Source organism: Streptomyces litchfieldiae, from assembly GCF_031845365.1.
GTDB lineage: Bacteria > Actinomycetota > Actinomycetes > Streptomycetales > Streptomycetaceae > Streptomyces > Streptomyces litchfieldiae.
Window position 1 is genome coordinate 189,861 of record NZ_JAVREL010000013.1, and the last position, 14,729, is coordinate 204,589.

Below are 14,729 nucleotides of genomic sequence, written 5' to 3' on the forward strand. Positions count from 1 at the left end.
GTCACCTCGGCGCGGTGTAGAAGTACACCCACAGGCGGGCGGTGTTGGCGGGCTCGCCCAGGTCGTGGAAGTCCTCGCGGGTGATGTCCTCGGCGAACATGTCCGGACGCGCCTGGTGCAGCAGCGCGTTGACGCGGCCGGCGTACTGCGTGCCGCCCGAACTGCCGCCGAAGGTCAGCACGAATGCGGCCTCCCGCCCGGCCCAGCGCTCGGTCTCCGCCGCTATCTGCTCGGCGAGCCAGGCCGTGTCGGTGCCGCGCACGCCGAACTCCACGGGCTCGCGCTCCACGCCGCGCGGGCCCTCGGGTTCGGGTTCGGGCGGCTCGGGCGTGGGGGTGGGGGTGGGGGTGGCGGACTGCCCGGGCTCCGGGGCGGCGAGCGGGTCGGGCTGACCGCTCATCGAGACGAGGGCGAGGACCAGCAGCAGGTCGGCGAACAGCCAGCCCGCCAGCGCCATCAGCCCCACGCGCCGCCGCCGGGCGGGCGGGCGCGCGGCGGTCACCGGACCGGCCCCTGCGGGCCCGGCACCCCGACGAACCCGGGCGCGTAGCCCGTGAGGTTCCGCGTCTTCTCCTCGACCTGGTGCGCGGCGTTCTCCCAGTGAGCCGCCGCGGCGTCCCACCGGTCCGTGGCGTCCCGCATGCCGCGCACGGCCTCGTCGGTGGCCTCCGCGCTCTGCACGACGGCCTCGGCGGCGCGGTCGGTGGCCGCCACCACATCGCGGGAGGTGGTGAGCAACTCGCGCTGCACCGTGGTGAGTTCGTTGAGGGCCGTCTCGATCTGCCGGCCCATCCCGGTGATACGGTCGCCGACGCCGCGCACCTCGGCGGCGTTCGCGGAGGCCAGCCGCGCGTTCTCCGCCTGCCCGGCCTGCACCGCCGCCTCCAGCCGGGCGGTGGCCGCGCCCAGCGGGGCGACCGCGGCGGACAGCCGGTCGGCCGCCGTGCCCAGTCCGTCGGTGGCCCGCTGCGTGGCGTCGGCGGCCCGGCTCAGCGCGCGCTGGCCGTCGGTGGCCTTCCGCAGCAGCGTCTCCAGCTTGCCCGCCGCCTTCGCCAGCTCGCCGGTGAACCGCATGGGCGCGGCCAACCGCTGGTCGGCCAGGGCCAGTTGGGTGCGGGTGAGCACGGAGGTCAGCCGGCCCAGCAGATGCTCGCGCTCCGTCTCCCGCTCCGCCCGCTCCCGGTCGGCCCGGCCACGGACCCGGGCGTGCCAGACGGCGGTCAGCACGATGAGGGCGATGAGGAGAACGGCCATCAGCGCCACGTTGTCGAACCGCCCCAGCGCGGACACCCGCCCGCCGAACCCCGACTGCCACAACTGGAGGAACGGGCGCGTGGCCTGCTCCGGGTCCTCCTCGCTCAGCTCGTGATAGGCGCGGCTGGCCTCGCGCAGCCCGAACCAGGTCACCAGCAGCGGCACGAACACCAGCACGCCGAGCGCGGCCTCCAGCAGCTCGTCGCGCACCCGGACCCGCCGGGCGCCGGCCACCGCGGCGTTCAGCACCTCGCGCGGCGTCCGGCCGCGCCAGGCCCGGCCGCGCACGACGCGAACCAGCCTCCGTAACAACCCCTCCCGGGACGTCACCGGCGCCGGCGCCGCCAGGCTCTCCGGCCGGGCGAACGCGGCCACCAGATCGAGCTCGGCCCACTCGGCGAGCCGGTTGCCGGCGCGCAGATCGGCCGCGAGGCCCTGGAGCTCGGCGCTTCTGAGCGCCAGCTCCTCCCGGCCGGCCAGCTCGTCCAGCTCCTTGGCCAGCTCGGCCGTGTCCGTCAGGGTCGGTTGCTGCACCGTCAGTTCCCCCCTGTGCCCGAAAGTAGCCAGGACCCTACCCCACCACGCGGGGGACCGGTCCCCGCATGCCACGACGCGGCAACGCGGAGCGGCGGTTGCGGCAGGACTGGGCCTGTTAGCTCCAGCGGCCGGACCGGCCCAGCAGCAGGGCCGCGGCGGCGGTGCCGGCGGTGGAGGTGCGCAGCACCGTGGGGCCCAGCCGGTAGGCGCGTGCCCCGGCGTCCTCGAACGCGGCCAGTTCCTCGGGGGCCACCCCGCCCTCGGGGCCGACGATCAGCACGATCTCGCCCTCGGCGGGCAGCGGTGCGGCGGCCAGCGGCTCGGCGGCCGACTCGTGCAGCACGGCGGCGAAGGCGGCCCCGGCGGCGAGGTTCCCGGCCAGTTCCCGGGTGGTGACCGGCTCCGCGATCGCCGGGAACCGCACGCGGCGCGCCTGCTTGCCCGCCTCCCGCGCGGTGGCGCGCCACTTGGCGAGGGACTTGGCGCCGCGCTCGCCGCGCCACTGGGTGACGCAACGGGCCGCCGTCCAGGGGACGATGGCGTCCACGCCGGTCTCGGTCATGGTCTCCACGGCCAGCTCGCCGCGGTCCCCCTTGGGCAACGCCTGCACCACGGTCAGCCGGGGCCGCGGCCACGGCTCCTCCCAGACCTCGGCGACGGTGACGTCCAGCGTGTCCCTGCCCTCGACGGCCGCCACGGTGCCGGCCGCGCCGACGCCCTCGCCATCGGTGAGGACCAGCGCCTCGCCCACCCGCAGCCGGCGCACCGAGACGGCGTGCCGCCCCTCGGGGCCGGTCAGCCGCAGGGTGGTGCCGGGCCGCGCGCCCGTCAGCGACTCGCACACGAAGACAGGCGCGGTGGCCATGGTGATGTCGTTCCGCTCGTTCCGCTCGCTGCGCTCGTTCTAACGGCCGTTGAAGGCGTCCTTCAGGCGGGAGAACAGCCCCTGCTGCCCCGGCTGGAACTGGCCCATCGGCCGCTCCTCGCCGCGCAGCTCCGACAGGCGGCGCAGCAGCTCCTCCTGCTCCGGGTCCAGCTTCTGCGGGGTCTGCACCTCGACGTGCACGACGAGGTCGCCCCGGCCGTTGCTGCGCAGGTGCGAGACGCCGCGGCCATGCAGGGGGATCGACTGGCCGGACTGGGTGCCGGGCCGGATGTCGACCTCCTCCATGCCGTCCAGCGTCTCCAGCGGCACCTTGGTGCCGAGCGCGGCGGCCGTCATGGGGATGGTGACCGTGCAGTGCAGGTCGTCCCCGCGGCGCTGGAACACCGGGTGCGGCTGCTCGCGGATCTCCACGTAGAGGTCGCCGGCCGGGCCGCCGCCGGGGCCGACCTCGCCCTCGCCGGCGAGCTGGATCCGGGTGCCGTTGTCCACGCCGGCGGGGATCTTCACCGTCAGCGTGCGCCGGGTGCGGACCCGGCCGTCGCCCGCGCACTCCGGGCACGGGGTCGGCACCACGGTGCCGAAGCCCTGGCACTGCGGGCAGGGCCGGGAGGTCATGACCTGACCCAGGAACGAGCGCGTGACCTGGGAGACCTCGCCGCGGCCGCGGCACATGTCACAGGTCTGCGCGGAGGTGCCGGGGGCCGCGCCCTCGCCGTTGCACGTGGTGCAGACGGTGGCGGTGTCGACCTGGATCTCCTTGGTGGTGCCGAACGCGGCCTCGTTGAGGTCGATCTCCAGGCGGATCATGGCGTCCTGGCCGCGCCGCGTGCGCGACTTCGGGCCGCGCTGCGAGGCGGTCCCGAAGAAGGCGTCCATGATGTCCGAGAAGTTCCCGAAGCCGGCGCCGAAGCCGGCGCCCGGGCCCGCCGAGGCGCCGCCCATCGGGTCGCCGCCCAAGTCGTACATCTGCTTCTTCTGCGGGTCGGAGAGCACCTCGTAGGCGGTGTTGATCTCCTTGAACCGCTCCTGGGTCTTCGGGTCCGGGTTCACGTCCGGGTGCAGCTCGCGCGCCAGCCTGCGAAAGGCCTTCTTGATCTCCTCCTGCGAGGCATCGCGCTGCACGCCAAGGATCGCGTAGTAGTCCGCCGCCACTTAGTTCTCCGCGAGGATCTGTCCGACGTACCGTGCCACTGCGCGCACCGCTCCCATCGTTCCGGGGTAGTCCATGCGGGTCGGTCCGACCACGCCGAGCTTCGCGACCGCCTCGTCTCCTGAACCGTAGCCGACGGAGACGACCGATGTGGATGTCAGGCCCTCGTGAGCGTTCTCATGACCGATGCGCACGGTCATGCCCGAGTCCTTGGCCTCCCCCAGCAGCTTGAGCAGCACCACCTGCTCCTCCAGCGCCTCCAGCACCGGGCGGATGGTGAGGGGGAAGTCCTGTCCGAAACGCGTGAGATTCGCGGTGCCGCCGATCATCAGCCGCTCCTCGGTCTCCTCGACCAGGGTCTCCAGGAGCGTGGACAGCACCGTCGAGACGGTGCCCCGCTCCTCCAGGTCGAACGACTCCGGGAGGTCCGCCACCAGGCCGGGCACCTCGGAGAAGCGCTGGCCGACGATGCGGCTGTTGAGCCGGGCGCGCAGGTCGGCGAGCGAGGTCTCGCCGAACGGCGCCGGGCAGTCGACGACGCGCTGCTCGACACGCCCAGTGTCCGTGATCAGCACGAGCATCAGCCGGGCCGGGGCCAGCGACAGCAGCTCGACGTGCCGGACGGTGGAGCGGCTGAGCGAGGGGTACTGCACAACGGCGACCTGCCGCGTGAGCTGGGCGAGCAGGCGGACCGTGCGGCCCACGACGTCGTCGAGGTCGACGGCGCCGTCCAGGAAGTTCTGAATGGCACGGCGCTCGGGGGCCGACAGCGGCTTGACATCGGCGAGCTTGTCGACGAAGAGCCGGTAGCCCTTGTCGGTCGGCACCCGCCCGGCGCTGGTGTGCGGCTGGGCGATGTACCCCTCCTCCTCCAGCGCGGCCATGTCGTTGCGCACGGTGGCCGGCGACACCTGGAGGTTGTGCCGCTCGGTCAGCGCCTTGGAGCCGACCGGCTCCTCGGTGCCGACATAGTCCTGGACGATGGCTCGCAACACTTCCAGCCTGCGCTCACTGAGCATGTCGCACACCTCCCGTCCGGCTGTCCTACCTGGCTGCCGCCCTGGCACTCCTTCCTGGCGAGTGCCAAGCCCTGCTCCAGTGTACGGCCGGGTAGTACGACCAGGGAACGAGCGGCCGGAGAGAACCTACCCACCGCCGCTAAGGTCACGGCATGGCAAGTGCTTGGGAGGAGCTGGGCCCCGGAACGGTCCGCCGGCGGCTGCCCGGCTGGGACGAGACGCTGGGGGCGGTCGCCGGGCCCGACGGGGTGCTGCTGGTGGACGCCGGGCCGTCCCGGTCGGCCGGTGGGGAGGCCGCGCGGGAGCTGGCCGGGCTCCTCGGCCGGCCGGTGACCCGGGTGGTGATCACGCACCCGCACTTCGACCATGTGCTGGGCCTGGCCGCCTTGCCGGACGCGGAGGCGTACGGCGGCGAGGGGCTGGCCGGGTTCCTGGCGGCCGGGGGCCGCGCGGAGGTGGGCCGGGACGCCGAGCGGTACGGGCTGGAGAGCGGGTCGGCGGACGCCGCCGCCCTGCCGGAGTCCTGGCACGAGGTGCCGGCCGGGGGAACGCTGGACGTGGACCTGGGCGGCGGGCGGCGGGCCGTTCTCATCGGCCTGGGCGCGGCGCACTCGGGGCACGATGTCGCCGTGCTGGTCCCGGGTCCGGTCCCGGTGATGTTCTGCGGGGACCTGGTCGAGGAGTCCGGGCAGCCGCAGGCAGGGCCGGACGCCGAGCCGGAACGCTGGCCGGCCGCCCTGGACCGGCTGCTGGAGCTGGGCGGCCCCGGCGCGCGGTACGTGCCGGGCCATGGCGCGGTGGTGGACGCGGCGTTCGTGCGGGCCCAACGCGCGGCGCTGGCCCGTCGCTTCGGCGTCGCGCCGTGATCGAATGAGGGGCATGCGCAGCAGACAGTACGGTCCCGATCTGACGCCGCCGTGGAAGCGGCGCAAGCTCGTTCCCGAGGTGCCGGCCGATCCGGAGCTGGTCGTCGAGGAGGTCACCACCGGCTTCTGCGGCGCGGTGATCCGCTGCGACAAGACGACCGTGACGCTGGAGGACCGTTTCGGCGCCCACCGGGTCTTCCCGCTCGCGCCGCGCGGCTTCCTGCTGGAGGGCGAGGTCGTCACCCTGGTCCGGCCGCGGCCGGCGGCGGCCGGAGGGCCGGCCAGGACCGCGTCCGGCTCGATCGCGGTGCCGGGCGCTCGCGCCCGGGTGGCGCGCGCCGGGCGCATCTATGTGGAGGGGCGCCACGACGCGGAGCTGGTCGAGAAGGTGTGGGGCGACGATCTGCGCATCGAGGGCGTGGTCGTGGAGTACCTGGCCGGGATCGACGACCTCCCGGAGATCGTCCGCGCCTTCGGCCCGGGCCCGGACGCCCGGCTCGGCGTGCTGGTGGACCACCTGGTGCCCGGTTCCAAGGAGTCCCGCATCGCGGCGGAGATCGACGACCCGCACGTGCTCGTCGTCGGGCACCCGTTCATCGACATCTGGGCCGCGGTCAAGCCGTCGGCCGTCGGGATCGCCGCGTGGCCGCGGGTGCCGCGCGGCGAGGACTGGAAGACGGGCGTGTGCCGGGCGCTCGGCTGGCCGGAGCACACGGGCGCGGCCTGGCGCCGTGTGCTGGGCGCGGTGCGCGACTTCCGGGACCTGGAGCCCGGGCTGCTGGGACCGGTCGAGCACCTGATCGATCATGTGACGGTGGGCACCTCCGGGTGACGGACAATGGGGACATGCCCTCCGCACTCCCCGACGGCGAGCCCGTCCCGGCGGACGGCGCGCTGCCCGCCGCCGCCCTGGCCGGGGCCGCCGACCGGCCGCTGGCGTTCTACCTGCACGTCCCGTACTGCGCGACGCGTTGCGGGTACTGCGACTTCAACACCTACACCGCCGACGAGCTGCGCGGCTCGGGCGGCGCCGCGGCCTCCCGGGAGAACTACGCGGGGCTCGTGGAGCAGGAGATCCGCCTGGCCCGCAAGGTGCTGGGCGACGACCCGCGCCCGGCGAGCACGGTCTTCGTCGGCGGGGGCACACCGACCCTGCTGCCGCCCGGGGACCTGGGCCGGATGCTGGACGCGGTGCGCGCCGAGTTCGGCCTCGCCGAGGACGCGGAGATCACCACCGAGGCGAACCCGGACTCGGTGGACCCCGCCTCGCTGGCCGCGCTGCGCGAGGCCGGGTTCAACCGGATCTCGTTCGGCATGCAGAGCGCGCGCCGGCATGTGCTGGCCGTGCTGGAGCGCACCCATACGCCGGGCCGCCCGGAGGCCTGTGTGGCGGAGGCGCGCGCGGCGGGGTTCGCGCACGTCAACCTGGATCTGATCTACGGCACCCCCGGCGAGAGCGACGCGGACTGGCGCGCCTCCCTGGAGGCGGCGATCGGCGCGGGCCCGGACCATGTCTCGGCGTACTCGCTGATCGTGGAGGAGGGCACGCGGCTGGCCGCGCGGGTGCGCCGCGGCGAGGTGCCGATGACGGACGACGACGTGCACGCCGACCGTTATCTGATCGCGGAGGAGGCGCTGTCGGCGGCCGACTTCGCCTGGTACGAGGTGTCGAACTGGGCCACCTCGCCGACCGCCCGCTGCCGGCACAACGAGCTGTACTGGACCGGCGCCGACTGGTGGGGCGCGGGCCCGGGGGCGCACAGCCACGTGGGCGGCGTGCGCTGGTGGAACGCGAAGCACCCCGGCGCGTACGCCCAGGCCCTCACCGAGGGCCGTTCCCCCGGCGCGGGCCGGGAGGTGCTGGCGGCGGAGGACCGCCGGGTGGAGCGCGTTCTGCTGGAGCTGCGCCGCTCGGCCGGCTGCGAGCTGTCCCTGCTGCGCCCCGCCGGCCTCGCGGCGGCACGGCGCGCGGCGACCGACGGCCTGCTCTCCCCGGCGGCCCTGACCGACGGCCGCGCGGTTCTCACCCTCCGGGGCCGCCTCCTGGCCGACGCCCTGACCCGCGACCTGGTCGACTGAGGCCCCCACCCCTCGACCCACCCACCGCGAAAGGGGCGGGCGGGTAGGCGAAACCCCGGCGCGAAGCGCCGAGGCGCGCCCCGCGCAAGCTACTCGTACATCCCCTCGATCAGCTCCCCGAACTCCCGCTCCACGACCGGCCGCTTCAGCTTCAGGCTCGGCGTCAGATCACCGTGCTCCACATCCAGCTCACGCGGCAGCAGCTCGAACTTCTTGATCGTCTGCCACCGCTGCAACCCGTCGTTCAGCGTCCGCACATACCCGTCGATCAGCTCCCGCGTCCGCTCCGAGGCCACCACCTCGGCGTAGCCGCCGGGCACGCCCGCCTCCTTGGCCCAGCCGAGCAGCGCCGCCTCGTCCAGCGCGATCAGCGCCGAGCAGAACTTCCGGCCCGCCCCGATGACGACCATCGTCGAGGCGTACGGGCACACCGCCTTGAACCGGCCCTCGATCTCCGTGGGCGCCACGTACTTGCCGCCCGACGTCTTGAACAGGTCCTTCTTCCGGTCGGTGATCCGCAGATACCCGTCGTCCGACAGCTCGCCGATGTCGCCGGTGTGGAACCAGCCGTCCGGTTCCAGGACCTCCTCGGTCTGCTCCGGCAGCCCGTGGTAGCCCTGCATGATGCCGGGGCCGCGCAGCAGGATCTCGCCGTCCTCGGCGATCCGCACCTCGTTGCCGGGCAGCGCCTTGCCGACCGTGCCCGTGCGGTACGCGGCGCGCGGGTTGACGAAGCTGGCCGCCGCCGACTCGGTCAGGCCGTAGCCCTCCAGGATCGGGATGCCGGCGCCGCAGAAGAAGTACCCGATGTCCGGGGTCAGCGCGGCCGAGCCCGAGACGCAGGCCCGCATCCGCCCGCCGAACGCCGTGCGCAGCTTCTTGTAGACCAGCCGGTCGGCCACCGCGTGCTTGGCGGCGAGCCCGGCGGGCACGGCCGGCTTGCCGGTGCGGCGGAAGTTCTCCTGGGAGGTGCGGGCGTACTCGCGCGCCACGTCGGCGGCCCAGGTGAAGATGCGGTGGCGCAGCGCGCCGCCCGCGCGGGCCTTCGCCGCGGCCCCGTTGTAGACGCGCTCGAAGATGCGCGGCACCCCGCACATGACGGTGGGGGTCACCACCGGCAGGTTCTCCACGATCTTGTCGATGCGGCCGTCGACGGTCATCACGTGCCCGACCCGAATGTGCCCGGCCAGCAGCACCTTGCCGAAGACGTGCGCCAGCGGCAGCCACAGGTACTGGTTGTCGTCGCGGCGGACCAGGTCGATGGCCTCGATGGCCAGCCCCATGTAGGACCAGGTGTCCTGGCTGAGCCGCACGCCCTTGGGGCGGCCGGTGGTGCCCGAGGTGTAGATGAGGGTGGCCAACTGGTCGCCGCGCAGGGCGGCGATGCTGTCCCGCACGCAGTCCGGGTTCTTCTCCAGATGCGCGGCGCCGCGCTCGGCGAGGTCGGCCAGGGAGAGCACCCAGCCCTCCGGGTCGTCGTCCGCGGGCACCGCGTCGGCCGCGTCGATGACCACGACATGGGCCAACTCCGGGAGCTCGGCGCGGCGTTCGCGGACCTTGGCGAGCTGGCCGGCGTCCTCGGCGATCAGCACGCGGCAGCCGGAGTCGGCGAGGATGAACGCGGTCTCCTCCGCGTTCGTCTGCGGGTAGACGGTCGTGGTCGCCGCGCCCGCGCAGATGATGCCGATGTCGGCGAGGATCCAGTCGACGCGGGTGGTCGAGGCTATCGCCACCCGCTCCTCCGGCCGTACGCCGAGGTCCATCAGCCCCGCGGCTATCGCGTACACCCGCTGGGCCGCCTGGGCCCACGTGTAGTGGCCCCAGTCGTCCGGGCCGTCCCCCGCCGAGGCGACCGGGTACCGGTACGCCTCCTGGTCGGGGGTGGCGTCGACGCGGTCCAGGAACAGGTGCGCCACGGACGGCGGCCGGTCGCTGAGCGAGTGGGTCGGATGCTGCTTATCCGTCACGACTTCCTCCGGGTGCCGCGCTGCAACGGGGGTAACTCACGGGTAACCGTGGAGTGGCGATCAGACTAAAGCCCCGGGCCCGTGCGCGTAAGGGCCTATTTCTTGCTCTTGCCCTCGCCGCCTTCGGAATCGGAGGAGAGCGCGGCAATGAACGCTTCCTGGGGGACCTCCACGCGTCCCACCATCTTCATGCGCTTCTTGCCTTCCTTCTGCTTCTCCAGCAGCTTCCGCTTTCGCGAGATGTCACCGCCGTAGCACTTGGAGAGCACGTCCTTGCGCATGGCCCGCACGGTCTCCCGGGCGATGACGCGGGCGCCGATCGCGGCCTGGATCGGCACCTCGAACTGCTGCCGCGGAATGAGCTCGCGCAGCTTTCCCGCCATCTTCACGCCGTAGGCGTACGCCTTGTCCTTGTGCACGATCGCGGAGAACGCGTCCACCTTGTCGCCGTGCAGCAGGATGTCCACCTTGACCAGCGCGCCGGCCTGCTCGCCGGTCGGCTCGTAATCCAGGGAGGCGTAACCGCGCGTCTTGGACTTCAGCGCGTCGAAGAAGTCGAAGACGATCTCGGCCAGCGGCAGTGTGTACCGCAGCTCGACCCGTTCCTCCGAGAGGTAGTCCATGCCCTGCATGGTGCCGCGCCGCGTCTGGCACAGCTCCATGATCGCGCCGATGAACTCGCTGGGGGCGATGAGCGTCGCGCGCACCACCGGCTCGCGGACCTCGGCGATCTTCCCGGTCGGGAACTCGCTCGGGTTGGTCACGGTGTGCTCGGTACCGTCCTCCATGGTCACCTGGTAGACCACGTTGGGCGCGGTGGCGATCAGGTCCAGGCCGAACTCCCGCTCCAGCCGCTCCCGGACGACCTCCAGGTGCAGCAGCCCGAGGAAGCCGACGCGGAAGCCGAAGCCCAGCGCGGCGGAGGTCTCCGGCTCGTAGACCAGGGCGGCGTCGTTGAGCTGGAGCTTCTCCAGGGCGTCGCGCAGCGCGGGGTAGTCCGAGCCGTCGATCGGGTACAGCCCGGAGAACACCATGGGCTTGGGGTCCTTGTAGCCGCCCAGCGGGACGGTCGCGCCGTGGCGCTGGAGCGTGACGGTGTCGCCGACCTTGGACTGCCGGACGTCCTTCACACCCGTGATCAGATAGCCGACCTCGCCGACCGCGAGCCCGTCGGAGGGGGTCATCTCCGGGGAGTTGACGCCGATCTCCAGCAGCTCGTGGGTGGCGCCGGTGGACATCATCTGGATGCGCTCGCGCCGGCCGAGCTTGCCGTCGACGACCTTCACATAGGTGACCACGCCGCGGTACGCGTCGTAGACCGAGTCGAAGATCATCGCGCGGGCGGGCGCGTCCGCGTCCCCGACCGGCGCGGGCACCTGGCGGACCACCTCGTCCAGCAGCTCGGCGACGCCCTCGCCGGTCTTGGCGGAGACGCGCAGCACGTCGCCCGGGTCGCAGCCGATGAGGTGGGCCAGCTCGCCGGCGAACTTGTCGGGCTGCGCGGCCGGCAGGTCGATCTTGTTGAGCACGGGGATGATCGTGAGGTCGTTCTCCATCGCCAGGTACAGGTTGGCGAGGGTCTGGGCCTCGATGCCCTGGGCCGCGTCGACGAGCAGGATGCAGCCCTCACAGGCGGCGAGGGAACGGGACACCTCATAGGTGAAGTCGACGTGCCCGGGGGTGTCGATCATGTTGAGCACGTGCGGGGTGTCCCCGGCCGCCCACGGCATCCGCACCGCCTGGGACTTGATCGTGATCCCCCGCTCACGCTCGATGTCCATGCGGTCGAGATACTGGGCGCGCATCTGCCGCTGCTCGACCACGCCGGTGAGCTGGAGCATCCGGTCGGCGAGGGTCGACTTGCCGTGGTCGATGTGCGCGATGATGCAGAAGTTGCGGAGGAGAGCCGGGTCGGTGCGGCTCGGCTCCGGCGCGTTCGAAGAGATCGCGGGCACGCGGGGTCCTGTCGGGTATGGCGGTGGGTCGCTTGGTCGTCCCCATCGTCCCATGCTGGCGGGGCCACCACGGATTGGGAGCCGGGCGGGGGCCGCTGGTACGCTGGCCCACTGTGTCCCATTCGGGCACACCACATCTCAACCGAACCTGTGAAGGCTCATTTCGTGGCGAACATCAAGTCCCAGATCAAGCGGATCAAGACGAACGAGAAGGCCCGCCTGCGCAACCAGGCCGTCCGGTCCGAGGTCAAGACCGCCGTCCGCAAGGCGCGCGAGGCCGTGGCCGAGGGCAACTACGAGAAGGCCGAGGCCGCGCGCCGCGTCGCCTCCCGCAAGCTGGACAAGGCCGTGAGCAAGGGCGTGCTGCACAAGAACAACGCGGCCAACAAGAAGTCCGCGCTCGCCGCCCAGGTCAACGCGCTCCAGGGCTGACCCCTCGGCCCGTCACCGGTCCGGCTCCGGCGGCCCCTCTCTCCGCCCCGGCCGGTGCGCCGTGCGAGCCCCGCGCTGATCCCAGACGTTCGCCACGCGGGTGCGGTGCTCCTCACCACGGCAACGACGTGCTCCAGGCCCCAGGCCGCCTCCCCGGCGGCCGGGGCCTTTGTCGTTCGCGTGCCCCCGGTTGGCCGTGGTCCCGGCGGCCCGAATCCGGTGACCGAGAACGAGGGAAATCGCGCTGGGGAGTTGGCCCCGGACGGGGTACGTTCCCGGTATGTCGATACCGGGGGGGGCATCGAACCCTTATCAGCAGCCGCCCGGAGCGTCCGGGCCGTATTCCTACGGCCCGTCTCCCGCCGGCTACGGATACACCCAGGGGCCGTCCGGTTACGGTCCGCTGGTCGCGGCGTCACCGCCGTCGCCGCCGGGGGGCCGGGGGGGCACCGGCCCGGCTGCTGGGGATGGGCGGGGCGCTCATCGCCTCGGCGGCCTGGGGCGGCGTGCTGTTCGCCACCGGCGTCCTCGGCGGCGAGGAGAGCGCGGACCTCGCCGGCTACCGGTTCGTGGCGGACCTGTGCGCCACGGCCGACACCACCGCCTTCGAGACGGACTACATCCAGGACGGGGACGCTCCGAGCGGGCAGTCGGCGGAGGACGAGGCGCTGGATCTCAGCACCTGCGAGTTCGGCCTGATGCCGGCCGACTCCGCGGCCGACGAATACTCCAGCATCTGGATCACGTACGAGGTGACCTGGCACAAGGCGACGGACCCGGAGGGCGAATTCGCCGCCGCCGCGCACGCGTTCGAGCAGTACAACGAGAGCGAGGACGGCTACTACGAGTACCGCACCGAGACGCTGCCGGGCCTCGGGGACGAGGCGTACATCATCTACGGCGAGGACTCGACCAGCGGGGAACTGAGCCTGGCCACCGTCACCGTGCGGGACGGCTGGGTCGAGTACTCGCTCTCCTGGAACGCCTACTTCGACGGCGGCTCCACCCCGCTGAGCGACCACGACCGGGTTCGGGAGACGCTGGTGGACGCCACCGAGAACACGCTCGCCGCGCTCAAGGAGGACGCCCCGGCGCCCAATTCGGTGTGAACGCGTGGCCGTGCGCCCCGGTCAGCGGGAGCGCGCGGCCCCCGCGATGGCGACCACCGCCTTCTCCAGCGCGTACGCCGGGTCGTCGCCGCCGCCCTTGACCGCGGCGTCCGCGTCGGCCACCGCGGTGAGGGCGAGGGCCACGCCGTTCGCCGACCAGCCGCGCATCTGCTGCCGCACCCGGTCGATCTTCCAGGGCGGCATGCCCAGCTCGCGGGCCAGGTCGGCGGGCCGCATGCCGCCGGGCGCGGAGGCGAGCTTGCCGATGGCCCGCACCCCCTGCGCCAGCGCGCTGGTGACCAGCACGGGCGCGACACCGGTGGCCAGCGCCCAGCGCAGCGCCTCCAGGGCCTCGGCGGTCCGGCCCTCCACGGCCCGGTCGGCGACGGTGAAGCTGGACGCCTCGGCCCGGCCCGTGTAGTAGCGGGCGACGACCTCCTCGTCGATGGTGCCCGGCACATCGGCGGCGAGCTGGGAGCAGGCGGAGGCCAGCTCGCGCAGATCGCTGCCGATGGCGTCCACCAGGGCCTGGCAGGCGGCGGGCGTGGCGCTGCGCCCGGCCGCGCGGAACTCGGCGCGCACGAACGCCAGCCGGTCGGCCGGCTTGGTCATCTTGGGGCAGGCGATCTCGGTGGCCTTGGCCTTGCGGGCGGCGTCGAGCAGTGCCTTGCCCTTGGCGCCGCCGGCGTGCAGGAGCACCAGGGTGATCTCCTCGGCGGGCGCGGCCAGATACCCCTTGATGTCCTTGACGACGTCGGCGGCGAGGTCCTGTGCCTGCCGGACGACCACGACCTTGCGCTCGGCGAACAGCGACGGGCTGGTGACCTCGGCCAGCGTGCCGGGCTGGAGGTCGCCGGCGGCGAGGTCGCGCACATCGGTGTCGGGGTCGGCGGCGCGCGCGGCGGCGACCACCTGCTGCACGGCGCGGTCGAGCAGCAGTTCCTCCTGCCCCACGGCGAGGGTGAGCGCCCCGGGGCCAAGGGGGCCGGTGGGGGCGGCGGTGTCGGACCTGGCGGTTCTGGCGGCCATGCGGCCCAGCATCCCACGCGCCTCGGACAGCCGGGAGAATGGCCTGGTGACCCACTTGCGACACGTTCTGGTGCTGCCCGACCGCGACGCCGCGGCGGATGTGGCGGCGAAGCTCACCGACCGGCTCGACCTGCCCGAGGAGCCCCGGCCGGTCCGAGAGGCGCTGGCCGGCGACGACGACGCGGAGGACGCCCAGTGGCTGGTGGTCCTGGACGACCCGGAGGGCTCGCTGGACACCGCGCTGCTGGCCGCGCTCGCCGAGGAGCACGAGGGCTGGGTGGAGTGGGACGAGGGCTAGGGCCCTGTCCGGCCGGTCTTGCCGGGCCCGCGCCGCCAGCTACGGCACCTCGCTGCTCCCCCAGACTTCGTCCGGGAGGTGCCCCCAGTCGCATCGCGCGAGTACGGCCAAGTACGAGCTGCGATACTCCGCCTTGCGATGCACCGCG

General features: G+C 73.2%; 14 protein-coding genes. 6 read left to right on the plus strand and 8 right to left on the minus strand.

The genetic code is table 11. The annotated features are described in order from the left end of the window. Position 1 precedes the first annotated feature (1 nt). From RM590_RS22175 to hrcA, 5 genes are all read right to left on the minus strand, one after another. Entirely contained in the window at positions 2-502 is a 501-nt protein-coding gene (locus tag RM590_RS22175) for a hypothetical protein (RefSeq protein WP_311706414.1), read from the minus strand. Next, complete coding sequence (locus RM590_RS22180) at positions 499-1,788, minus strand: hypothetical protein (protein WP_311706415.1); 1,290 nt, start codon at positions 1,786-1,788, stop codon at positions 499-501. The genes RM590_RS22175 and RM590_RS22180 overlap by 4 nt, the downstream gene beginning before the upstream one ends. A gap of 118 nt (positions 1,789-1,906) precedes the next feature. Further along, positions 1,907-2,656 carry a 16S rRNA (uracil(1498)-N(3))-methyltransferase gene (locus tag RM590_RS22185; RefSeq protein WP_311706416.1) on the minus strand — a complete coding sequence of 250 codons (750 nt, stop codon included), beginning with the start codon at positions 2,654-2,656 and terminating at the stop codon, positions 1,907-1,909. Between the two features lie 39 nt (positions 2,657-2,695). Continuing rightward, complete coding sequence (gene dnaJ, locus RM590_RS22190) at positions 2,696-3,829, minus strand: molecular chaperone DnaJ (protein WP_311706417.1); 1,134 nt, start codon at positions 3,827-3,829, stop codon at positions 2,696-2,698. Further along, positions 3,830-4,846: a heat-inducible transcriptional repressor HrcA gene (gene hrcA / locus RM590_RS22195; protein WP_311706418.1), complete on the minus strand. Its 1,017-nt coding sequence runs from the start codon at positions 4,844-4,846 to the stop codon at positions 3,830-3,832. A gap of 152 nt (positions 4,847-4,998) precedes the next feature. Between hrcA and RM590_RS22200 the strand changes: the two genes are divergently transcribed. From RM590_RS22200 to hemW, 3 genes are read left to right on the plus strand one after another with little or no spacing between them, the layout of a single operon-like run. After that, a complete protein-coding gene (locus RM590_RS22200) occupies positions 4,999-5,712 on the plus strand; it encodes an MBL fold metallo-hydrolase (RefSeq protein ID WP_311706419.1) in 714 nt (237 codons plus the stop codon). Positions 5,713-5,725: 13 nt separating this feature from the next. Beyond that, on the plus strand, positions 5,726-6,544 hold the full coding sequence (locus tag RM590_RS22205) for a DUF3097 domain-containing protein (RefSeq protein ID WP_311706420.1): 819 nt from the start codon (positions 5,726-5,728) through the stop codon (positions 6,542-6,544). A gap of 14 nt (positions 6,545-6,558) precedes the next feature. Further along, on the plus strand, positions 6,559-7,791 hold the full coding sequence (hemW, locus tag RM590_RS22210) for a radical SAM family heme chaperone HemW (RefSeq protein WP_311706421.1): 1,233 nt from the start codon (positions 6,559-6,561) through the stop codon (positions 7,789-7,791). An 89-nt stretch (positions 7,792-7,880) separates the two neighbouring features. On the opposite strand, the gene RM590_RS22215 is transcribed toward hemW, so the two are convergent. Continuing rightward, positions 7,881-9,758 carry an AMP-dependent synthetase/ligase gene (locus RM590_RS22215; RefSeq protein WP_311706422.1) on the minus strand — a complete coding sequence of 626 codons (1,878 nt, stop codon included), beginning with the start codon at positions 9,756-9,758 and terminating at the stop codon, positions 7,881-7,883. A 95-nt stretch (positions 9,759-9,853) separates the two neighbouring features. Further along, entirely contained in the window at positions 9,854-11,713 is a 1,860-nt protein-coding gene (gene lepA / locus RM590_RS22220; RefSeq protein WP_311706423.1) for a translation elongation factor 4, read from the minus strand. A 165-nt stretch (positions 11,714-11,878) separates the two neighbouring features. Here lepA and rpsT point away from each other — a divergent pair, with 165 nt between their 5' ends. Both rpsT and RM590_RS22230 read left to right on the plus strand, forming a co-directional pair. After that, a complete protein-coding gene (gene rpsT, locus RM590_RS22225; RefSeq protein WP_311706424.1) occupies positions 11,879-12,145 on the plus strand; it encodes a 30S ribosomal protein S20 in 267 nt (88 codons plus the stop codon). A gap of 467 nt (positions 12,146-12,612) precedes the next feature. Further along, a complete protein-coding gene (locus RM590_RS22230; protein ID WP_311706425.1) occupies positions 12,613-13,254 on the plus strand; it encodes a hypothetical protein in 642 nt (213 codons plus the stop codon). Positions 13,255-13,275: 21 nt separating this feature from the next. On the opposite strand, the gene holA is transcribed toward RM590_RS22230, so the two are convergent. Continuing rightward, complete coding sequence (gene holA / locus RM590_RS22235) at positions 13,276-14,283, minus strand: DNA polymerase III subunit delta (RefSeq protein ID WP_311706426.1); 1,008 nt, start codon at positions 14,281-14,283, stop codon at positions 13,276-13,278. A gap of 46 nt (positions 14,284-14,329) precedes the next feature. Here holA and RM590_RS22240 point away from each other — a divergent pair, with 46 nt between their 5' ends. Beyond that, positions 14,330-14,581, plus strand: a complete 252-nt coding sequence (locus tag RM590_RS22240) for a hypothetical protein (protein WP_311706427.1) — start codon at positions 14,330-14,332, stop codon at positions 14,579-14,581. Positions 14,582-14,729 lie beyond the last annotated feature (148 nt).